At 60.8% G+C, this 21,450-nt stretch carries 22 protein-coding genes; 11 read left to right on the top strand and 11 right to left on the bottom strand.

Annotated elements, in window-relative coordinates; genetic code table 11:
- Position 1: 1 nt before the first annotated feature.
- A complete protein-coding gene (locus GRF63_RS13850) occupies positions 2-751 on the bottom strand; it encodes an SDR family oxidoreductase (protein WP_160486631.1) in 750 nt (249 codons plus the stop codon).
- Positions 752-761: 10 nt separating this feature from the next.
- Positions 762-1,151 (bottom strand): nuclear transport factor 2 family protein, encoded by a 390-nt coding sequence (locus tag GRF63_RS13845; protein WP_160486630.1) that lies wholly within the window; start codon positions 1,149-1,151, stop codon positions 762-764.
- Between the two features lie 67 nt (positions 1,152-1,218).
- On the opposite strand from GRF63_RS13845, the gene GRF63_RS13840 reads away from it, so the two are divergent.
- The 3 genes from GRF63_RS13840 to GRF63_RS13830 are packed head-to-tail and all read left to right on the top strand — an operon-like array spanning position 1,219 to position 3,572.
- The gene (locus GRF63_RS13840; RefSeq protein ID WP_160486629.1) at positions 1,219-1,614 is read left to right on the top strand and encodes a nuclear transport factor 2 family protein; all 396 of its coding nucleotides are present in this window, start codon (positions 1,219-1,221) and stop codon (positions 1,612-1,614) included.
- 12 nt (positions 1,615-1,626) lie between these two features.
- The gene (locus GRF63_RS13835; protein WP_337189675.1) at positions 1,627-2,754 is read left to right on the top strand and encodes a cobalamin-independent methionine synthase II family protein; all 1,128 of its coding nucleotides are present in this window, start codon (positions 1,627-1,629) and stop codon (positions 2,752-2,754) included.
- A 53-nt stretch (positions 2,755-2,807) separates the two neighbouring features.
- Entirely contained in the window at positions 2,808-3,572 is a 765-nt protein-coding gene (locus tag GRF63_RS13830; protein WP_160486628.1) for an IclR family transcriptional regulator, read from the top strand.
- 22 nt (positions 3,573-3,594) lie between these two features.
- Here GRF63_RS13830 and GRF63_RS13825 read toward each other — a convergent pair whose 3' ends face one another.
- The 3 genes from GRF63_RS13825 to GRF63_RS13815 form a co-directional block, all read right to left on the bottom strand.
- Positions 3,595-4,245 carry a hypothetical protein gene (locus GRF63_RS13825; protein ID WP_160486627.1) on the bottom strand — a complete coding sequence of 217 codons (651 nt, stop codon included), beginning with the start codon at positions 4,243-4,245 and terminating at the stop codon, positions 3,595-3,597.
- 94 nt (positions 4,246-4,339) lie between these two features.
- Positions 4,340-5,767, bottom strand: coding sequence for a syringate O-demethylase (desA, locus tag GRF63_RS13820; protein ID WP_160486626.1), 1,428 nt, complete (start codon positions 5,765-5,767; stop codon positions 4,340-4,342).
- A 51-nt stretch (positions 5,768-5,818) separates the two neighbouring features.
- On the bottom strand, positions 5,819-6,535 hold the full coding sequence (locus GRF63_RS13815; protein ID WP_337189674.1) for an alpha/beta fold hydrolase: 717 nt from the start codon (positions 6,533-6,535) through the stop codon (positions 5,819-5,821).
- 136 nt (positions 6,536-6,671) lie between these two features.
- Between GRF63_RS13815 and GRF63_RS13810 the strand changes: the two genes are divergently transcribed.
- Genes GRF63_RS13810 through GRF63_RS13790 form a run of 5 tightly spaced genes read left to right on the top strand, consistent with a single transcriptional unit; the run spans position 6,672 to position 11,666 of the window.
- Positions 6,672-7,544, top strand: coding sequence for a methylenetetrahydrofolate reductase (locus tag GRF63_RS13810; protein ID WP_160486625.1), 873 nt, complete (start codon positions 6,672-6,674; stop codon positions 7,542-7,544).
- A gap of 25 nt (positions 7,545-7,569) precedes the next feature.
- Entirely contained in the window at positions 7,570-8,418 is an 849-nt protein-coding gene (purU, locus tag GRF63_RS13805; RefSeq protein WP_160486624.1) for a formyltetrahydrofolate deformylase, read from the top strand.
- Between the two features lie 24 nt (positions 8,419-8,442).
- Positions 8,443-9,381, top strand: a complete 939-nt coding sequence (gene folD / locus GRF63_RS13800) for a bifunctional methylenetetrahydrofolate dehydrogenase/methenyltetrahydrofolate cyclohydrolase FolD (protein WP_160486623.1) — start codon at positions 8,443-8,445, stop codon at positions 9,379-9,381.
- Positions 9,382-9,393: 12 nt separating this feature from the next.
- Positions 9,394-10,902, top strand: coding sequence for a flavin-containing monooxygenase (locus tag GRF63_RS13795; RefSeq protein ID WP_160486622.1), 1,509 nt, complete (start codon positions 9,394-9,396; stop codon positions 10,900-10,902).
- On the top strand, positions 10,899-11,666 hold the full coding sequence (locus GRF63_RS13790; RefSeq protein ID WP_419865965.1) for a competence/damage-inducible protein A: 768 nt from the start codon (positions 10,899-10,901) through the stop codon (positions 11,664-11,666). Before GRF63_RS13795 ends, GRF63_RS13790 begins: the two co-directional genes overlap by 4 nt.
- Before the next feature lie 71 nt (positions 11,667-11,737).
- Here the strand turns inward: GRF63_RS13790 and GRF63_RS13785 are convergent, their stop codons facing one another.
- The 3 genes from GRF63_RS13785 to rplK form a co-directional block, all read right to left on the bottom strand.
- Positions 11,738-14,968: an autotransporter family protein gene (locus tag GRF63_RS13785; protein ID WP_160486621.1), complete on the bottom strand. Its 3,231-nt coding sequence runs from the start codon at positions 14,966-14,968 to the stop codon at positions 11,738-11,740.
- Between the two features lie 319 nt (positions 14,969-15,287).
- Positions 15,288-15,980, bottom strand: coding sequence for a 50S ribosomal protein L1 (rplA, locus tag GRF63_RS13780; RefSeq protein ID WP_160486620.1), 693 nt, complete (start codon positions 15,978-15,980; stop codon positions 15,288-15,290).
- 4 nt (positions 15,981-15,984) lie between these two features.
- Positions 15,985-16,416 carry a 50S ribosomal protein L11 gene (gene rplK / locus GRF63_RS13775; RefSeq protein ID WP_160486619.1) on the bottom strand — a complete coding sequence of 144 codons (432 nt, stop codon included), beginning with the start codon at positions 16,414-16,416 and terminating at the stop codon, positions 15,985-15,987.
- Between the two features lie 310 nt (positions 16,417-16,726).
- Here rplK and GRF63_RS13770 point away from each other — a divergent pair, with 310 nt between their 5' ends.
- Positions 16,727-17,545: a CPBP family intramembrane glutamic endopeptidase gene (locus tag GRF63_RS13770; RefSeq protein WP_160486618.1), complete on the top strand. Its 819-nt coding sequence runs from the start codon at positions 16,727-16,729 to the stop codon at positions 17,543-17,545.
- Positions 17,546-17,616: 71 nt separating this feature from the next.
- Positions 17,617-18,279 carry a PspA/IM30 family protein gene (locus GRF63_RS13765; RefSeq protein WP_160486617.1) on the top strand — a complete coding sequence of 221 codons (663 nt, stop codon included), beginning with the start codon at positions 17,617-17,619 and terminating at the stop codon, positions 18,277-18,279.
- An 89-nt stretch (positions 18,280-18,368) separates the two neighbouring features.
- Here GRF63_RS13765 and nusG read toward each other — a convergent pair whose 3' ends face one another.
- Together nusG and secE are read right to left on the bottom strand one after the other, a co-directional pair.
- Positions 18,369-18,908, bottom strand: coding sequence for a transcription termination/antitermination protein NusG (gene nusG, locus GRF63_RS13760; protein WP_160486616.1), 540 nt, complete (start codon positions 18,906-18,908; stop codon positions 18,369-18,371).
- 47 nt (positions 18,909-18,955) lie between these two features.
- Positions 18,956-19,186, bottom strand: coding sequence for a preprotein translocase subunit SecE (gene secE / locus GRF63_RS13755; protein ID WP_160486615.1), 231 nt, complete (start codon positions 19,184-19,186; stop codon positions 18,956-18,958).
- A 315-nt stretch (positions 19,187-19,501) separates the two neighbouring features.
- On the opposite strand from secE, the gene GRF63_RS13750 reads away from it, so the two are divergent.
- The gene (locus tag GRF63_RS13750; protein ID WP_160486614.1) at positions 19,502-21,037 is read left to right on the top strand and encodes an amino acid carrier protein; all 1,536 of its coding nucleotides are present in this window, start codon (positions 19,502-19,504) and stop codon (positions 21,035-21,037) included.
- Positions 21,038-21,176: 139 nt separating this feature from the next.
- On the opposite strand, the gene GRF63_RS16445 is transcribed toward GRF63_RS13750, so the two are convergent.
- The gene (locus GRF63_RS16445) at positions 21,177-21,323 is read right to left on the bottom strand and encodes a hypothetical protein (protein ID WP_202131751.1); all 147 of its coding nucleotides are present in this window, start codon (positions 21,321-21,323) and stop codon (positions 21,177-21,179) included.
- Positions 21,324-21,450: the final 127 nt, after the last annotated feature.

Below are 21,450 nucleotides of genomic sequence, written 5' to 3'. Positions count from 1 at the left end.
TCTATCCCAGTTCGATAAGTCCGCCATCGACGAACAGGTTGGCGCCCGAAATGAAGCTGGCATCATCGCTGGCAAGGAACAGCACGGCTTTCGCCACCTCGTCCGCCTCGCCCATGCGCTTCATCGGGATGTTGGCAATCATCATGTCCTTCAGGCCCGCCACCTGATCATCGGTCATGCCAGGATTGCGATAGAGCAGCGGGGTATCGATGGGGCCGGGGCTGACGACGTTGACGCGTATACCCTCTGCCACCAGTTCCTTTGCAAACACCTTCATCGCCATGAACAGGCCCGCCTTGGCCGCAGCATAGGCGCCATTGCCTTCCAGCGCGCCATGCGCACCAATGCTGCCGGTGACGACGACAGAGCCGCCCTTCCCCATGATGCGCACGGCCTTTTGCAATGCGAACACGCAGCCGCGCAGATTGATGGCATGGGTGTGATCCCACGCATCCTCGGTGATATCGCGCAAGGGGGCAAAGCCGCCAACGCCGGCGTTGATATAGAGCACGTCGATGCGGCCATCGGCCTCCTCGATCGCCTGCACCACCGCCTGCGTGGCGGCAGGATCGGCAATGTCGGACTGGTACCCCGTCGCGCCGTCGATACTGGCAACGGCGCTGTCGATGGTTCGCTGATCGCGGCCCGTCAGGTGGACCTTTGCGCCTTCCGCAGCAAAGCTTTGCGCCGCTGCCAGCCCCATACCGGAATTGCCGCCAAGGACGAGGACGATCTTGTTCTGAAATCTCATGGCCAGACCCTCAGAATGGAGACAGCGGGTTGAGGCGATCGGGATTGATGTCTTGCATCACGTCCCAATGCTCGGCGATCTTGCCGTTCTCGACACGGAAGATGTCCATCACCGCGAAGCCGGGATCACCGTCATGCCGGATCACGTGATAATGCAGCGTAACGTGATCGCCGTCCACGAAGGCGCGGTGCAAAATCTGCTCGGCCTCTCCGGGCTGGCTTGCAGCCCAATCCAGAAAGCCTTTCAGCGCCTCTCGTCCCGGCTCCACGTTCTGGTGATGCTGGATGTAATCCTCTGCGATGTATTCATCCACGCGGGCGCTATTGAGCGGCACCAACACGTTTTCGAACATCGCCACCACCAGCGCCAGGTTCGCCTCTTCTTGCGGCGTGCGGCTCATACCCTCTCCTCTTCCTGTTGCAGGAATTCTAACGATCGTTAAGGTGAGAGGCAATGGAGGGATTTGCATGAACCGCGAAGATTACGATCGTTACGCCGCCGCCTTCAACGCGCGCGATTATGATGCGGTGTTCGATTTCTATGCCGAAAATCCGCAGATGGCCTTTTTCGGCATCGAAATCCGCACGCGAGAGCAGCTGCGCGAATTCTACAGCTTCCTGCACAAATATGTGCGCGAAACCGTGACGGTGGAGAAATTCGCCTCCTCGCCAGAGCTGGTCGCGGTGGAGGGCCTGATCCGCCTCGAAGGGATCAAGGACTTGACGCGAGAGGAGCTGGATTCGCGCGGCATGCAGCAGTTTTTCCCGGTTACCGCCGGAGAGGTGCAGGAAATGCGCCAGTACATTCACTACCACATGAAAGACGGAAAGATCGCCAGCGTCGGCTGCGCCATCGTTCCCTAGGGAGAATTCCAGGTGATCAAGACAAGCCACGTCGGCAGCCTGCCGCGCGCACGCAATCTCGTCCCCCTGCTGCTGGCACGTGACAAGGGCGAACCATACGACGCGGAAGAATTTGACCGTGTGGTGCAGGATGCCGTGACGCAGGCCGTGCGCCAGCAGGTGGCAGCGGGCGTATCCGTGGTAAGCGATGGCGAACTGGGCAAGGTTGGCTATTCCACCTACATCATAGAACGTCTGTCCGGCTTTGGCGGGCACACCCCGCGCAAGCCTGCGAAGGATCTGGCAGAGGTGCCGGAACTGGCAAAGAAGCTGTCTCACATCATGGGCAGCCAGGAATTCACCCGCGCCAGCGCCATCGACAAGGTGGAACTGGTGAACCTGCAGCCGCTGCATGACGATATCCGCCGGTTCAAAACCGCGCTGGAGGCTGAGGGCAATGGTGTGGGCGCATTCCTGAACTCCGCATCGCCCGGTCTGATTACGGCGTTCCAGCCGAACCAGTATTATCCCACGCATGAGGCATATCTGGCCGATCTGGCTGCCGCGATGCGGCCTGAATACGAGACGATCGTGGATGCCGGTTTGCAATTGCAGCTGGATTGCCCCGACCTCGCGATGAGCCGCCACACGGGCTATCAGGATATGAGCGAGGCTGAATTCCTCTCCGCGATCCGCGCCAATGTTGATGCCCTGAACGAAGCGACCGCCAACATCGCGCCGGAGATGATGCGTATGCACGTGTGCTGGGGCAATTACGAAGGCCCGCACACGCACGACATTCCGCTGGAAACCATCCTCGATGTCGTGCTGTCCGCGCGGCCAGCCACGATCCTGTTCGAAGCCGCCAATCCGCGTCACGAGCATGAATGGGCCGTGTGGGCCAAGGCTGATCTGCCCGCAGAGAAGGTGCTGGCACCCGGACTGGTGGATACCTGTTCCAACTATGTTGAAACGCCGCAGCTGATCGCGCAGCGTATCGAACGCTTTGCCAATATCGTGGGCAAGGACCGGGTGATCGCCAGCACGGATTGCGGTTTCGGCACCTTTGCGGGATATGGCAAGATCGATCCGAAGGTGGCCTGGGCGAAGCTGCAGGCCCTGCGAGACGGCGCAGATATTGCGGACGAAAACCTACGCTGAGGCCCCGCATTTTCACTCTTGCGTAATTTTCGTATATATGAAATAGCTTGGGTATGGCCGAGGCTACCACGAAGAACCCAGCGCAGAACAGCCAGGTAAAATCGGCAACGCGGACGCTCGACATCATCGAATATGTCGTGGCGCATGATCGCCCGCTGGTAGCGCAGGAAATCGCCACCGCGCTGGCCATCCCCGTGTCCAGCCTATCATACCTGCTGTCCACCCTGGTGGAACGTGATTACCTGGAACGGCAGGGCAGGCGCTATTCCGCCGGGCCGGGTCTGGCGCGTTTGCAGACAACGGGCGGCAATTACACGTTGAGAGATCGCGCCGCCCCGCTGGTGCGAACGCTGCGCATGCAGTTGGATGAAACCACTAGTTTCTTTATCCGCGAAGGGTGGGAGATAGAGGCTATCGTCACCGAGAGCAGCGAACAGGCGCTGCGCTATTCCGTGCCCAGCGGGCAACGCCTGCCGATGCATGCGCTGGCGGCGGGCAAGGTGCTGCTGGCCGCGCTGCCGGAAGAGGATCTGGACCGCTATTTTGCCGAAACCGTGCGGGAAAACTTCACCCCCGACACGGTGACGGACGAGGCCACGCTGCGCGCGCAGATCGCCCAGTCGCGCGAAACCGGCTTTGCCACCACGAACGAGGAATTCTCCCGCGGGATCGAAGGGATTGCGCGCGTCGTGATGATAGACGGCAATCCCGTGGGATCGATCTCCGTCGCCATGCCAAAAGTGCGGGCGGATGCCGCCACCGAAGCGCGCGTGCGCGACCTATTGAAGAAATCTGCCGCGCTGCTTGAAGGCGGCTAGGCCCTTCGCCTAACGCCCATCCCTAGATACCGTCGAGAAAATCGGCGCCTATACGCGGGCTTTCCGGAGCCGCTTCAGCCTCGCCTTCGGAATCCACCTCTGCCATCATCTCGGCCTCGCTCTCCAGAACAGGAGCGGCAACAATCTCCGGCTCGGCCTCCGCAACCGGCTCTGGCTCCACTGCCTGCGCAACATATTCCGCCTGCGTGATCGCATTGTCACGGTCATAGATTCGCGCTTCATCGAACGGCCCCAGCCCCGTGTCCGCTTGCACCCGGATCAGCGGATAGGGATCGCCCGGTATGCCGTAATAGCTTAGCTGCGCCTCGTTCTCGCCCGTCTGGCGGAACTGCAGGATATCGCGCCGCCCATCGGCCTTGGGCCCCGCAAACGTCAGCTGCACCGCATTGCGCCGCAGTGCGGTTTCAATTGGAGCGACAATTTCCTGCCCGCTCATATCGCGGAACACCGTGCCATTGCTGGTGATGGTTTCGGGCCGGGTCCAGCTGCCTTCCCAGCCGCCTGCCTCCTGCTCGTCCAGCGCGAAGACGAAGATCGTCGCCTCGTCGATACGGAAGGCCCAGTGCCCCTCCAGCGTGGCATCACTATCTTCGGCCAGCAGCGGGGCAGGAAGCAGCAGGGCGGAAAGGGCTATCAGCAATCGGATCGGCATGCGGCACACATGGCGCAAGATACGTCCTCCCCGCAAGCAAAAGGGCGACCCGCTTGCGCGAGCCGCCCTTTCTCCTCTCCCAAGGAACCTCGTGTCAGGCGTTAGCACCAACGCCCGTTGCACGCCAGCTGTCGGCATAGCCGGTGCGGGCGACATTGGAATAGGGAACAGGGCTGATGATGGCCTTGATCTCAGTCTGCTCATGCGGCTCCACGGTGGGCTTGGAGGTGCCGCCGTCGGGCTCACCCCACACCAGCGTGACTTCCTTGCCCATTTCGACCTCATCGGGATCGATCATGGCGAGGCTGAGCATCTTGCCCTCGTTAGACGAATAGCCAATCCAGGTGGATACGCCGATTTCCTTGCCATCGGCGTTCTTCACCGTGTCGAAGGGGTGCATGGCATAAACCGCGCTGGGGAATTCGAAGTACTTGGCACGGCCACCCTCGGCAAACATGGAGGACATGGTACGGCTGACGCTTTCATCGTCCAGTGCCAGCGTGACCTTCTGCTTGTGCTTCTGGTCCTTCATCTTCTCCAGCGCTTCACGGCCCACGAAGTCATGATCGAACTTCACGATGTGGCCATAGCCGATGTCCCACGGCGTGAGGTAATAGCCCTCGATGCTGTCGGGAACGTGGCTGCCGCCGATGGAGCACATGCCGGCGTAGGACTTGCCCGAAGCCCAGGCGCGGTAGTCCTTCATCATCTGGCTGTCGCCGGTGTAGAATGCCGGCAGCGGCGAAGGCAGCCAGCCGGATTCCAGGGTGTTGGAGGAATAGGCGCGGCCGCCCACCAGTTCCAGGCCGAAGTCCTTGCCAGCTTCCACCAGTGCGGAATGCACGGCCTTGTAATCTTCCCATGGGCCAAACAGTTCGTAACCCGGCTGGCCGGCCATGCCGTGGCGAAGGGCGATCACATCCTTACCGGCAATGTCGATATGGGCCATGTTGAAGAACTTGAGGTCAGGCGGGGTCTGGCCCATCGCCTTTCCCAGCGTCTTCATGGCGTTGGGGCCCTGCAGCTGGAAGCGGTAGTTCTTGCGAACACCGTCGCTGCGCATCGCGGTACGCTCGTCACGTTCGACGGTTACGTCCCACTTGCTGCCATCGGGCTTGGGATATTGTGCGTGGAATTCCACCCACTCGATTGCCGGGGCGCGACCCACCAGGCTGAATTCGTTTTCGTCGAGGTAGAACAGGATCACGTCGCCGATCACATAGCCATCGGGCGTGACGGGCACGTATTGCTTCGCCTTGTTGACGGCAAAGTTCTTGAAGCTGTTGATTGCGGTATATTCCAGCAGCGCCATGGCATCAGGGCCGCGGACATACAGTTCCACCATGTGATAGCTCTGGTTGAACAGAACGCAGGTATCGGCCCAGCCCTTCTGTTCCTTGCGCCAGTTGGAATATTCGGCCGGAACGCCGGGATAGGCATTGGGGCCAACCTGCTGGTTGCGCAGGAATTCGACAACGTCGCCTTGTGCGTCCAGCTTTTGCTGAAGGTTCTGGTCACTCATATTTCAGGTCCTCTCCTAAGGAAGTTTGTTCAAACAGAATTCTTGGTGAAATCAGCCATCGGCGGGCATTGCCAGCCAGTCCGACACGGCCCTGTTCACGGCATCGGGCGCTTCCAGCTGGATCATGTGCCCGGCACCCGGCACGATCACCAGGTGCGAATTGGCAAGCTTGCTGGCGATGGTTTCATGCTGTGATGGCGGCGCCCAGGCATCCAGTTCGCCCGTCATCACCAGCGTGGGGCATGTCAGCCGGGCCAGCAGATCATCGAACGGCGGACGGCCCAGCAGCGCCTTGATCTGCGCGTCGAACATGGCCTGCCCCTTGGACAGGCACATCTCGCGCATCACCGCATATTCGGGCGTGTCACGATTGGCATCAGCCACCATCGGCGGCAGCCAGGTGTCCACCAGGGTTTCAAAGCCATTGTCATAGCCGATCTTCTGCAGCTCTGCCCGCTTGGCAGGTTCGTTCTCTCCAACCGGATGGATGCCGGTGGATACCAGCGCCAGCCTGCGCACGCGGTGCGGAGCCAGCCGTACGACTTCCATCGCCACGCGGCCGCCCATGGAATGGCCGAACACATCCAGCTTTTCAGCGCCGCGCTCATCCGCCTGCGCCAGCGCGATGCGCGCCATCTCTGCCAGCGAATCCGCCATGCCATAGCCATCCACCACGATTGCATCGGGGAAGGCGGACTGTTGCGGCGCATACATGCGCGAATCGCAGATCAGGCCTGGCAGGAACATCAGCATTTCGGCGGCATCCACTCAATTTCTTCGCGTTCTTGAAAATTTCGTCTATACGAATTTATCGTCATGCGCTAGGGGGTTTGTCAATCAACACGCATTGCCGACAGTGGACCCCGTGCAAGTAAGGTCCCGCGGCCAGAGAGGAGAGCAGACAATGTCCTACGCAGCGATCCATCCCAATTGGGAAAAGCCGATGGGCAACATGGTCGACGGCTATTCGCTTGAAATGACCGCCAAGGAAATCGATGGCCTGCGCGAAGCCGCGCCGCTGATCCGCCCGGATACGCAGATCGCCGTCACCTTCCTGCCCGGTGAAGAGATAGAGCAGCGTATCGAGGCATCATGCGTGGTGCGCGAACTGGGCTTCGAACCCATTGCCCACGTCTCTGCGCGCCGCATCAAGTCGCATGAGGAACTGGACTACTACCTTCGCGAAACCGCCCAGCGCGCCCAGGCGAAACGCATCTTCGTGATCGCAGGTGACCCGCCGGAGCCGGAAGGCCCGTTCGAGGATTCGCTGCAGATCATCGAGACCGGCCTGCTGGAAAAATACGGATATGAAGTGATCGGCGTGGGCGGCCATCCCGAAGGCCACCCCAATGTCTCTCGTGATGATCTGTGGGTATGGATGCAGCGCAAGCTGGATGCCATCACCGCCCATGGCATGGTGCCGCTGGTCGTGACGCAGTTCGCTTTCGACGATGATGCCATCGTGGAATGGCTGGCCGATATGCGCGAACGCGGCATCGATGTGCCCGTGCGCCTTGGCGTGCCCGGCCCCGCCGGTATCAAGCGGCTGCTGGGCTTTGCCAAGCGTTGCGGCGTGGGTGCCAGCGCCAGCGTGATGAAGAAATACGGCGTTTCGATCACCAATCTGGTGGGCAAGGCCGGTCCGGACAAACTTGTCGGCAACCTTGAAGAAAAGCTGACCGAGCGGCATGGCCGCGTTCGTCTGCATTTCTATCCCTTCGGCGCGCTGACCGCGTCTGCCGAATGGATCAATGATTACGACGCCCGGCATCAGTAAGAGGCATATCAGCAAGGAACCCGTCATGAGCACCGCGACCCTCCGCCTTTCCTGCCCGATCCGCACCGGTATTTCCGCGCGGGTGACGGCGTTCACGGCGGATCGCGATTGCATTATCGAGGAAGCGCAGCAGTTCTCGGATCGCCGCACCGGCCGCTTTTTCATGCGGCTGGTGTTCGATCCGCAGGCCAATGATATCGGTTCCTTGCGCGAAGCCTTCGCCTCCATCGCCGAGAATTTCGAGATGGAGTGGGATCTGCGCGAACCCGGCTGGGTGCCCAAGGTCGTGCTGATGGTGAGCGCGTTCGATCACTGCCTGGGTGACCTTTTGTATCGCATGCGCATCGGCGAAATTAACATGGAGGTGCCCGCGATCATCTCCAACCACCCGCGCGAAAAGCTCACCACGTCGCTGATTGGCGATATCCCCTATCACCACCTGCCCATCACCAAGGACACGAAGCCCAAGCAAGAGGCCGAAGTGCGCCGCATCGTGAAGGAAACGGGTGCCGATCTGGTGGTGCTGGCGCGGTATATGCAGATCTTTTCGGACGAGATGTCGAAACATCTTTCCGGCATGTGCATCAATATCCACCACTCCTTCCTGCCGGGCTTCAAGGGCGCCAAACCCTATCACCAGGCCTACAAGCGCGGGGTGAAGATGATTGGCGCCACCAGCCATTACGTGACGGACGATCTGGACGAGGGGCCGATCATCGCGCAGGACGTGGAAAACGTCAGCCACACCGAAAGCCCGGACGATCTCGTGGCCAAGGGGCGCGACGTGGAACGCCGCGTGCTGGCCAAGGCCGTGCGCGCGCATCTGGAAGACAGGGTATTCCTGAACGGCGACCGCACGGTCGTATTCGAATAACATAAGCAGGAGTTTTGCCGGGTTATGGCAGAGATTATCGATGGCCGCGCAATCGCGCGCCAGCTGGACGAGACGACCAAGGCCGAAGTCGACGCATTGGTGGAGGCAGGGCACCCTGCCCCCGGCCTGACCGTGATCCTGGTGGGAGAAGATCCCGCCAGCGAGGTTTACGTCCGGCGAAAGATCAAGGCCTGCGAAAAGGTTGGCATCAAGTCCACCGAGCATCGCCTGCCCGCCGACACTTCGCAGGACGATCTGCTGGCGCTGATCGATACGCTGAACAAGGATAGCGCCGTGCACGGCATCCTGTGCCAGGTGCCGCTGCCCGACCATATCGATACGCGGCTGGTGCTGCGCTCCATCTCTCCTGAAAAGGACGTGGATGGCTTTCACCCTGTCAACGTGGGCCGATTGTCCACCGGCACGGGCGGCATCGTGCCCTGCACCCCGCTGGGCGTGATGATGCTGATCCATTCGGTGATCCCCGATCTTACCGGCAAGGACGTGGTGGTGATCGGCAAGTCCAATATCGTGGGCAAGCCCGTGGCCAATTTGCTGCTGGATGCAGAGGCGACCGTCACCGTCACCCATATCTACACCCACGGCCTGCCCGAAATCTGCCGCAAGGCCGACGTGATCGTTGCCGCGGCAGGCGCGCCGGAACTGGTGAAGGGCCACTGGGTAAAGGATGGAGCCGTGCTGATCGACGTGGGCATCACCCGTCAGGAAACAGAGGACGGCAAGACCAAGCTGGTGGGCGACATCAAGTTTGACGAGGTGCAGCACGCTGCCGCCGTCACCCCCGTGCCCGGCGGCGTTGGCCCGATGACGATCGCCTGCCTGCTGGCCAACACGGTGCAGGCCGCGCGCGCAGCCATGGTGGGAAACAGTTCATCGGACAGTGACTATGCCGATGCGCCTTCACGCACTATGTTCACAGGTTCAGGAAATAATCCGAACTAGAAAGCGTGCCTCATGAACCCACCCGATATCGACGTCTGCATTATCGGAGCGGGTATCTCTGGCATTTCCATGGCCGCGCATCTGGGCATGATGTGCCCCGATCGAAGCTATACGATCCTGGAGCGGCGCGGCCAGGTCGGCGGCACCTGGGACCTGTTCCGATATCCCGGCGTGCGTTCGGATTCAGATATGCACACGCTGGGCTTCAGCTTCCAGCCGTGGAAGCATGAGGATTCCATTGCCGATGGGCAGAACATCCTCGAATATCTCAATCGCACCGTGGATGAGCGCAGCATTCGCGAACACATCCGCTTTGACCAGGAAGTGCTGTCTGCCGACTGGGATACGCTGACCGCGCGATGGACGATCACCGCGCGGGGCAGCGATGGCGGGCAAACTGTCACCACGGCGCGCTGGCTCTATTTTGCCAGCGGGTATTACGATTATGACAATCCGCACGATGCGCAGATCACCGGCATCGATCAGTTTGCAGGCGAAGTGATCCATCCGCAGTTCTGGCCAGAGGAATTCGATCACGCGGGAAAACGCGTGGTGGTCATCGGATCGGGCGCCACCGCCGTAACGCTGGTGCCTGCCATGGCTAACGATGCGAAAAGCGTCACCATGTTGCAGCGCACGCCCACGTGGATGGGCGCAGGCCCTCGGCAGGACAAGTGGAACAAGCGTTTCCAGCGCTGGTTTCCCGAAGCCCTCGCCTATCGCCTGACCCGGTGGAAAAACATCGCATTGCGCAGCTTTTTCTTCAGCCTGTCTCGCCACAGACCGGAAAAACTGTCCCAGATGCTGCGCAACATGACACAAGAGCATCTTGGCGAAAAATACGATCCCAAGCATTTCGAGCCGCCCTATACCCCATGGAAACAGCGCCTGTGCCTGGTGCCCGATGGCGATCTGTTCGAGGCGCTCAAATCGGAAAAGGCGCAGGTCGTCACCGATCACATCGCCGGTTTCGATGCGGGCGGTGTGAAGCTGCAATCGGGCGAATATCTGCCTGCCGACGTGGTGATCACGGCCACAGGCCTGCGGCTGACGCTGGCCGGCAAGGTGGAGGTTTCGAAGGACGGGGCGCCGGTGGAATGGTCCGATCACTATTTCTATCGCGGCACCATGTTCTCCAACCTGCCCAACCTCAGCTTCGTGTTCGGCTATCTCAATGCCAGCTGGACCTTGCGGGCAGATTGCAACGCGCAATATGCGTGCGAGGTGCTGAACACGATGAGCCAGCGCGGTGCCGATATTGCCGAGCCTGTGCTGTTGCCGTCAGAAGAGCCCGAACCCGTGGAGCCGTGGGATTATACATCAGGCTATCTCAACCGCGCGAAGAGCATGATGCCCAAGGTTGCGGCGGAAAGGCCGTGGACGCTGGCGCACAACTATCTTCAGGACCGCTTCGATTTCCGCCAGCGCCCCGTGGCCGATGGCGTTCTGCAGATGCGCAAGGCTCCCCCGGCAACGCAGGACACCTTTGCCTCCTCTCATGAGAAGATCGCAGCCGAATGAGCATGAACAATGAAAAGGTCTGGACCGCCGGTCTGGTGGTGATCGGTGACGAGATCCTGTCTGGCCGCACCGCCGACAAGAACATCGCGCAGATCGCCAGCTGGCTGCAGGTGCAGGGTATCCGCCTGGCAGAGGTGCGCGTGGTGGCCGATGACATGGATGCCATCGCCGGGGCGGTAAACGCCCTGCGGACCGCATATGATTACCTGTTCACCACTGGCGGTATCGGCCCCACGCATGACGATATCACCGTGGACGCCATTGCCGCTGCTCTGGGAGTGGACGTGGTGATCCATCCGCAGGCCCGCGCCATGCTGGAGGATTATTACAAGGACAAGCCCGGCGGCCTGAACGATGCGCGCCTGCGCATGGCGCGCGTGCCGGACGGGGCGGACCTTATTCCCAATGCCATGTCGGGCGCGCCCGGCATTCGCCACGGCAATATCTTCCTGATGGCAGGAGTGCCCGCAATCACCGCGCAAATGCTGCACGGGTTGACCGGGCAGCTGGAAGGCGGCGCGCCGCTGATGGTGGAGACGGTGGGCTGCTGGACCGCCGAAAGCGAAGTGGCAGAGATCCTGCGCGAAGTCGAAAAGGCGCACGAGGGGTGCCAGATCGGCAGCTATCCCTTCTTCCGCGAAGGGCGCACCGGCGCGAATTTCGTGATCCGTTCCACCAGCAGGGATGTGCTGGAAAGCGCGGTGGATACCTTGTGCGAAGCGCTGGCCGAAACGGGCCGCGATTTCACGCCCGGCGGCATCTGATCGTCAGCCCATAAAAAAGGGGAGCAGGTTTCCCCGCCCCCCTTTCGTAGTGGCCATTGCTGGCTGCAGCGTCAGAAATTGAAGCTGAAGTTCACCACCGCGCGATCGTCGCGATAATATTCCTGTGCCATGCGCGCCTCCACGGCGGCACCGATGGACACCGCGCCGTTGGTGAAATTCACCCCGCCGCGCAGTTCACCATATGATGCATCGTGCAGGTTCACCGGCAGGTTCAGGTTCACATTGGTTGCCTCCAGGAAATGCAGATCGATATTGGTGCTGTTGCCGCTGAGACGGTGCACGTAATCGGCCTGGATCTCAGGCTGGATGGTCCAGTCGCTGGCAAAGCCCAGGCCTTCTTCCCCGCTCAGCTTCAGGCCGGTGCGCCAGTCCACGCCTGCGCGCGAAACACCGTCGATTGCCATGGCGAACTGCGCCCGCCGATCCTGGAACCCGTCGACAGAGTAGCTGGAATAACCGATGCGCGTGCGCGGCGTTACGGTGACGCCGCCCATCTGGTGGTTGTAGCCCAGCTCGATATCGGCCGCGTAGGATGCGGTGTTGCTGTCGACCGCGAAATTGGCTCCTACTCCATCCATTCGGCTGCTGGCGTCCAGCTTCGTGAAGGCAAACGATGCCTGCCCGCCAACATAGATGCCGCCGCCAAGCTGGTGGCTGCCGTAAAGGGCCAGCTGGTTGGTATCCAGCGAAGCCAGCGTGCCGGCCATCTGGCGTTGCCCGCGAGAATAGCCCAGCGCAGAGCCTACCACCGTCTTGCCGTCCACGGCCATTTCCAGGCCCATCGCCATGTTCCACGTGCCGCTGGAATCCAGCTGCGCATCTCCGCCAAGCTCGTTCTTGCGATCATATCCCACGGACATGAAGCCGCTGATGTTGTCGGGCAGCACCAGGCCCTGCAGACTGCCGCCGCGATAATTGCTGGCGAAGGACATTTGCGATGCGGCAGCGGGCGAAAGATCGTCGCTGTTGGTAAAGCCCCTGGTGGAGCCGGACAGGTGGATGCGGCCTGCGTTCTGCCGCTGGCCCAGCATCGACAGACGATCCCCCACCAGATTGCGAACATAGCTGCCCTGCCGTTCATCAGACACGGAAAGATCGCCCGTGGCAGACACCGAATTGGCGCTGAAGGTGGCGGTCAGATCGCTCACCGCCATAACGTCTATCGCGCCGAACACGCCGGAAAGATCGGCATAGTTGGACAGGCGCAAGCTGTCGAAAGCACTGCCGAAAGCCAGCGCATATTGATCGCTGACGCCGCTGTTCGACAGGTAATTGACGAAGGAGCCTGCCTTGATTTCCGCGACCACATCGAAATCGCCATAGGTCAGTTCGGGATAAAGAATGCCGGAACCCGTGGCCGCGATATCGTCAAAACCGCGATCCACGCCGCCCTCGGCGGTGACGACGGTAAAGCTGTCTCCCCAACGCGGAGCCTGCCCACCCGTGCCAATGTTGAACACGGCCAGGCCGCCAAGCGATGCGATGCCGGAATTGTCGGCATCGCCGATGATGGCCAGGCTATCGGCCTTGTTCTTGAACACGTCGAAGATGGTCACGGCCGCGCTGGAGAGGATGACATCGCCGGCAATCGTCAAAGTGCCCGCTTTGCCCAGATCGCCGGGGGCGATGATGCCCTGTGCCACGGTGAGATAGGTGGGATCGAAAGTGCCCGATCCGCTGAGGAAGCCTGCGTTGATGAAGGCTTCTCCGGTACGCAGATTGCCATCGACATTCAGCAGCCCGCCGGTTTGCGTGTAATCGCCCCACACGAACAAATCGCCGTTGTTGCGGATCAGCAGCGCGGCCTGTCCGCCGATGTTGAGTCGATCGATCGTGCGATCATTCGAAAGGATCGTGGTGCCGGGCGCATCCAGCGTGACTTCGTAATAGCGCGCCTTGATCCCGCGCGACGGGTCTCCCACCACGTTATCGGGCACAAAGCCCGTGGTGCCGGGGCCGCCGGGCACATAAACGCTGTTGGGGCCGCTGCTGTCCAGCGGCACGCTTTCATCCGCCAGATCGGTGCAATCCGTAAGGAAGCAGATTTCGCCGAACTGCGGCGTCTCTCCTGTTACGCCGGGTTCTTCGAAGCCGGGCAGCGCGTTCTCCAGCTCTCCATTCACCGCGATGGCATAGTTGGGGTCCATGGTCTGCACCCAGTGGTTCGGGTTGCTCCAGTTGGCCGTGCCCGCCTTGGCGCTGACATAGGCATAGCTGTTGTTGGCAACGATGGATTCCCAGAACATGAACAGCGGCTGGTAAAAGCTGTGCGTGCCATAGCTGGAAGAGGGCTGCGCGCCGAAAAAGCGGGAGCCGCCAGACAATACACCCAGGATCACCGGCTTATCGAACAGCTCGTCCGCAATCAGCGGCCCGCCCGAATCGCCGCCCGCGGTAGAGCCTTCGCGCGGCAGGGCGCCGCCGTTGAACACATCGAAGTCGAAATTGCCGGTGGCGGGGTCGTAGGTGATCTCTCCGCCGGGGCTGTCGAAATCGGTCATGTAAAGGTTTTGCGGCAGGCCGTAATCGCCTTCGCCAAACAGCCAGTCGTTGCGATCCTCCAGTGATCCGAGGACCGAGACGACATTCTCCGCGATGCGGCGGCGGAAATCCACGCCATTGGCAGAGCCGGTGATACCGGTGCCGTTGCGGCCATAGCCATTGATCAGGACATGCGTTTCCTCGGTAAGGGGAGAGAACAACATGGTCCAGGTGGGGATACCATCGGCATGGGTATCCAGCGTTGCCAGCGCCACGTCCGCTTCCAGGAAGCCCAGTTCGAGGGAGCGTTCATCGTACCAGATCTGCTCCACATTGAAGATGTTGAGATCGGTGTTGGTCTGGAACGGCTCGGACGCGCCAAGGCCGATCCACTCGATCAAGCCGGGGCGGTTGTTGGCGCTGAAGCCAAAGCTGATGGGCGTGCCGCCACTGGCCGCGCCATAGCTTTCGGCCGGGTTATCGTTGACGCAGTGCGCGGCGAAAATCACGGTGCGCGGGTTGATCAGCGTGCCGGTGCAAAGGCCGATGGCAAAGGAATTGGGGTCTGGCTTGGTCACCATCTGGCCAACGCCGGTGACATCCACCGTACTATCATACGCGCCATCGGGCGGGGGCAGCAAAAGGTCTATCCCATCCGTCACCACAACGCCGGATTCGTCCACCACGCGCAAGTCTCCCGCCGATGTCACCACCTGTGCCTGGGCGGAATGGGCAAGAGCGACCGAAGCGGCGGTTATCGAGATGGAGCCAGCAAGTCTTGCGATGAAAGCGCGGTTCATGATCAACGTCCCCTTTGTTGAAGCGGTCGCGTGAACCATCGGTGGCCACGCCGACTCGACAAGTGATGTGAACAGAAGTTTCAGATGATTACAATAGATACTGCCTTTACTTCCAACAGGATCAGTAATTCTGCGGATTTTGGAAAAGGCGGAAAAGAAAGCGCCTGATAGCAATAGCTTGGCCGCGCGGGCCCTCCCGGCACTAAGAAGCACTGAACCTGCTTCCTGAACGCCAATCCACGCCAGCGGCGCGTGCAAAAAGGGCCGGAGAATTGCTTCCCCGGCCCCTCGAAATTCGCGTTTAAAGGCTAGCCCTGGATCAGGCGCCTTCAACCTCGGCAAGGTCGATCTTCAGGCCGGGCCCCATGGTGGAGGTCAAGGAGACCTTCTTCACATACTTGCCCTTGGCACCCGTCGGCTTCGCCTTCACGATTGCCTGGGTCATCGCTTCGAAGTTTTCCTTCAGCTTGTCGTCGGAGAACGACAGCTTGCCGATGCCGGAGTGGATGATGCCCATCTTCTCGACGCGGAATTCGATCTGGCCGCCCTTGGCGTCCTTCACGGCCTGTTCCACGTTGGGAGTGACGGTGCCCAGCTTGGGGTTCGGCATCAGGCCCTTGGGACCCAGCACCTTACCCAGACGGCCAACAACGCCCATCATGTCCGGCGTGGCGATCACGCGGTCATAATCCAGATTGCCGTTCTGCATGTCTTCCATCAGGTCTTCGGCGCCAACCTTGTCGGCACCGGCGGCAGTGGCCTTCTCAGCATTGTCGCCACGTGCGAACACGGCAACCTTCACGTCCTTGCCCGTGCCACCCGGCAGCGACACCATGCCGCGCACCATCTGGTCTGCGTGACGCGGGTCAACGCCCAGGTTCATGGCAACTTCGACGGTTTCGTCGAACTTGGCCTTGTGCTCGCGCAGCGTGGCGATGGCTTCATCAACGGTGTACAGCTTCTCGTTATCGAGCTGTGCGACCTGCTTCTGCTTCTTGGTCTGCTTTGCCATGGTCTTAGCCCTCCACCACTTCGATGCCCATCGAACGGGCGGAACCGGCGATGATCTTCACGGCCTGGTCAACGTCGTTCGCGTTAAGGTCAGCCATCTTGGTTTCAGCGATCTCGGCCAGCTGCGACTTCTTGATGGAGCCGATGATGTCCTTGCCCGGTTCCTTGGAGCCGGATTTGATCTTCATCGCCTTCTTGATCAGGAAGCTTGCAGGCGGCGTCTTCGTCACGAAGGTGAACGAACGGTCTGCGTAGACGGTGATCTTGGTGGGGATCGGGGCGTTCTTTTCCATGTCCTGCGTGGCGGCGTTGAAGGCCTTGCAGAATTCCATGATATTCACGCCGCGCTGACCCAGCGCAGGGCCGATCGGGGGGGACGGGTTGGCGGCGCCGGCTGGCACCTGAAGGTTGATGTAACCTTCGATCTTCTTGGCCATGGTGGCCTCCTGTTCTCACTATCGCCCCGGTGCAGGCACCAAGGGCTCATGTTAAGCGGTAAAGCGCCGATCCGAAGACCGGCTCCCGCGCGGATTTCCAAGCTGAAGCTGGGAAGGCGCGCACATAGCTGCTTTGCGGCGAAAAGCAAGCCTTCAGCGCGCGGTTCGCATGTCCCTACATCAGCATACGACATCGAGGGGAAGACACCCCGATGTACCGCATCAATACACCGCTGTCGGAAACTGGCGCGTCCCGCTTGCATCGCGGCCCGCTGCGCGACACATCTTTGCAACGCAGCGGGGAAAGACAATGGAAAAGCAGGCCAGCATCTTCAGTGACGATCCCCCGCCCCCATTCTCAGGGGTGAAGGCGCCGATCAGCTGGTTCCGCTTCGTCATGCAGTTCTTCTCCGTGGCGGCGGCCTATATCGTGGCCAGCATCCTGCCCGCGATACCGGCCATTATCGACATGGTGATGACCGCGGCCCAGAACCCCGGCGCCGGGGCGCCCCAGCCACAGCTCGGCTCCGCCCTTGTCGCGTCCACTGTGATCGCCAGCGCCATCGTCGGCATATTCGTTGCCTGGCTATGGCTGCGGCGTGAAGGCCGCGTGGCGGAGGCTTTTCGGCTGGAGGCGCCCGTAAACTGGCGCGCCACGCTTGGCTGGGCGGCGCTGGGCACGGGCGGCACCATCGCCATCTTCACCCTGGGCGCATGGGTGACGGAAGCCATCGGCCTTGGCGCGCCGGACCCGACTTTTGTCCTTGAGCTTGTTACCGAAAGCCCCGCGCTGTTCGCGCTATGGGTTGTGGGCGTCGCCATCTTCGCCGCCGGGTTTGGAGAGGAAGTGCTGTATCGCGGCTTCCTGATGGATCGGCTGGAACGCCTGCCCGGCCTGCGCGGGCGCAGCGGGGCGGTGCTGGTGGTACAGGCGCTGATGTTCGGCCTGCCTCACGCCTATCAGGGCATGGGCGGCATGGCGGTAACGGCCTGCGTGGGCCTATTGTTCGGCTGGATACGCAATCGCTGCGGCGGAAACCTTTGGGCCGTCATCATCGCACATGCCGCAGTCGATACGATCATGATGAGCCTCGCCTATGCCAGCAAGCTGGGCCTGTACGGGGGGTAGGGGCCTGACCGGCACTATTCCTTAAGACCTGTATGCCATTGGCAAGGCACGGTAATAATGGAGCAGTGCAGATGTTCGGACAGGTAAGGCGCGCAGGCCAGTTGCTCAGCAGCAATGTGGAAAGCATGCTCGACAAGGCGACCGACCCGCGCAAATTGATGCTGCTCCTGCGGAGCGAGATCGAGGACGAACTCGTTGCCCTGCAAGGTGAACGCACGAAAACCCACCGCGATGCAGACCGGTTGGAAGCTGCCGCGAAGGCCAAGGCTGACGTGGCCGAAGAAAGGACCGGCAAGGCGAAACTGGCCGTGGACAAGGGGCGTCAGGATTTGGCGCGTTCTGCCCTGCTGACGCGCGAAAGCGAGCGCAAGCTGGCCGCCGAACTGCAAGCCGAGGCCGAAGAAACGCGCGCCGAAGTTGCCCGGATCGACAGCGCCATCGCAGAGCTTGAGGCCAAGCGGGAAGACACGTTGGCTCGGCTGGACGCAATGCCAGCGCCAAGTGCGAAAGCTTGCACCGCGCCGTCGAGGCCCACCCGTGCAGACGGGAGGCTGGACCGCGTAGAGGCAATGGAACAGCGAATCGACTTCACCACATCACGTGCGGCCGATCCTGTGCCTGCCAATGTCGATGAGGAAATCGCGCGGCTGGAACAGGAAAGCGCCATCGAGGCCGAACTTGCCGCGATGCAGGGCAAAGGCATGGGCAAGGGCAAGGGCAAGTCTAAGAAATAGTCCTGCCAATGCTTGGGCAGACACCCAACTGGGTGCATGCCAGCTAAATGCAGGTCCGCAGAATGCGGCGGCGCAGCGCCGCCTGCGCTTTACTTGACCAGTTCGACCTGCTCGAAATCCAGTTCCACGGGCGTTGCGCGGCCGAAAATGGATACGGAAACCTTGACCTTGGCCTTGTCGAAATCCAGCTCTTCCACCACGCCGTTGAAGCTGGCGAAGGGGCCTTCCAGAACCTTGACCTGATCGCCGATTTCGTAATCGACCTGGATATCTTTCTTGGGTGCGGACTTGGCTTCTTCCACGCCGCCGAAATAGCGCGCGGCTTCCTTTTCGGAAATGGCCTGCGGCTTGTTGTTGTTACCCAAAAAGCCCGTCACCTTCGGGGTGTTTTTCACTAGGTGATAGACATCGTCCGTCATGTTCAGCTTGGCCAGCACATAGCCGGGCATGAACTTGCGTTCTGTCTGAACCTTCTTGCCGCGCTTGATCTCGGTCACGGTTTCGGTGGGCACTTCCACCTCTTCCACGCCTTCGGACAGGCCAAGGCGTTCGGCTTCGGAAAGGATCGCGTCGCGCACCTTGTTCTCGAAACCGGAATAAGCATGGATGATGTACCAGCGGGCTGCCATGAAACTTCTCTTTTCTAACCTGAACCTTGGGGCTTGCGGAGCGCTTTTTACAGCAGCGTCAGCAACCAGCGAACGACCGCGCCGAACAGCGAATCGACGCCGAGGAAGAACAGCGACAGGATAAGCACCAGGATGAAGACGAAGATCGCGGTGCGCACCGTCTCCTCGCGGCTGGGCCACACCACCTTGGATGTTTCCGAACGCACCTGGCGAATGAATTCGCCAGGCGAAGTCTTGGACTTCGTTGCTTTGGTTTCCTTGGGTGTCTGTTCGGCCATGGTGGTCCGTCGCTCTTTTAACAATGAAACTCGTAACGTCTCTTCCGGGTAGGGCTTCTCGCCGCCCCGGGCTGTGTGTCCGGGAGGGGCTGCGAAGTTTCCAATGTCGGAAGACGGTTGGCTATTTAGGGCGCAGCTTCCGGATTGGCAAGACTTGCCTCACTTTGTTGCCAGGCGCCCCCTTCCGGCACCCTGCCCCGCATCAGCCAAAGGCCATCGGATCGGTTACAAATGCAACATAAGGGCTTTGCAGCAGGCCCTGCGCGCATTAGCACTTGGCCTTCAAGGGAAAGCATTCATGCAAGGGGTCGCCACGTGGCAGCACAAGACGGATCGTTCAGCCTGATCGACAGGGTAACGAATATTTCGGATTTCATCTGGGGCGGCACGTGGAATGGAGAACCGCTTGCCTGGCTTTCCATCGGCGGCCAGCCAATCCCGCCGATGACGTTGATTCTGCTGGGTATCGGCATGTGGATCATGATCGGCCTGCGCTTCTATCCCATCGTCAAACTGGGCAGCGCCTTCAAGGGGCTGTTTGCCGGTCGCAAGGGTTCTGGCAGCGGCGAGATTTCGCCTTTCGCTGCGCTTTCCACCGCACTTTCCGGGCAGGTGGGCACGGGCAATCTTGCCGGCGTTGCAACCGCCATCGCACTGGGCGGACCGGGCGCGATCTTCTGGATGTGGATCACCGCGCTCATTGGCATGGCGCTGGCCTTTGCCGAGGGTTCGCTGGCGATCCGGTATCGTGAAACGACATCGGACGGCGTCTATCGCGGCGGCCCGATGACCTACATCATGATGGGCCTGGGCAAGAAATGGACCTGGCTCGCCATCCTGTTCTGCATCGGCACGCTGTTCAGCGCGCTGGTGACGGGCAATTCCATCCAGGCCAACGCCATTGCCGATGGCATGAACGAACTGTTCGGTATCGAGGAATGGGTTGGCGGCGCGGTGACCGCGATCCTCGTGTTCATCGTGATCATCGGCGGCATCAAGTCTATCGGCAGCGTGGCGGAGAAGGTTATCCCCTTCATGGCCGCTGCATACATCCTGATGGCCGTGATCGCGCTTATCCTGAACTTCGGTGACCTGCCGGAAACCTTCGCCCTGATCTTTGATGGCGCGTTCAACCCGCAGGCAGCCACCGGCGGCTTTGCCGGTGCGGCGATCATGCTGGCCATCCGCGCCGGCGTGGCACGCGGCCTGTTCTCGAACGAGGCTGGGCAAGGTTCCACCCCGATCGCGCATGCCGTGGCACAAACCAACGATCCGCAGCAGCAGGGCCGCATGGCGATGCTGGGCACTTTCATCGATACCATCGTGATCTGCACCATGACGGCGCTGGTGATGCTGACGGTGGAAGGCAATTTTACAGCTGGCGACGAAGTGGTGCGCCATGCGTGGAATTCTGACCTTCAAGGCTTCGCCATGACCAGCGGCGCCTTTGCCGCGGCGTTTCCTTTCCAGATCATCGGCGTTCCCCTTGGCACGCTGATCGCCAGTATCGCGCTGATCCTGTTCGTGTTCACCACCCTGCTGACGTGGAGCTATTACGGAGAGCGCGCGATCACCTTCATCTATGATCGCACGCCGGGCTCCTCCCGCGCAGGGGAAAAGGTGCTGCACATGATCTGGCGCGTATTGTGGTGCGTGGTGATCTATCTGGGCTCCACGCTGGACCTGACGCTGGTATGGCGCATGGGCGATATTTCCAACGCGGCCATGGCCCTGCCCAACTTGCTGGCGCTTGCCCTGCTGTCCGGCGTGGTGTTCAAGCTGGCACGCGGAGAGCGCGACGCTGGCCCAACTCACACAGCGGAAACCCCGGAAGAGCCGGAGGAATACTGATAGGAACAGGCCTCAGCTTCGCTGCACCAATCGCTGGTGCTGCGGAGACCGGGCAACAAAAAGGGGCCGGAAAGCATATGCTCTCCGGCCCCTTTTTGTGTCTGATCCGCCCCAGTAGCGGTGGGCCAGTAGCAGTAAGCTAGTAGCGGTTGAACAGCTTGGCGAAGAAGCCCGGCTCTTCCATTGGCAGGATCTTGCCGTGCGACATCGCGCGATAGGTCGCGTCCGAATAGGATCGCGGACTGCTCCAGCTGTCGGGGCGGCTGCTGCGGAATAATCTTGCCATGTCCAACTCCTGAAAAATGCCTAGTTGGGGGTTTAAACCTTCGAAACGGTGAACCGGTTCCCCATCAAGTTCAGTCGAGAGGCATTTTGACGGTTAATACCGCCTTCCACCCAGGCAAAGATTCTTG

Source organism: Aurantiacibacter rhizosphaerae, assembly GCF_009807005.1.
Classification (GTDB): Bacteria; Pseudomonadota; Alphaproteobacteria; order Sphingomonadales; family Sphingomonadaceae; genus Alteraurantiacibacter; species Alteraurantiacibacter rhizosphaerae.
Note: the sequence above shows the minus strand (reverse complement) of the source record. Positions and strands in the feature narration are given on the sequence as shown.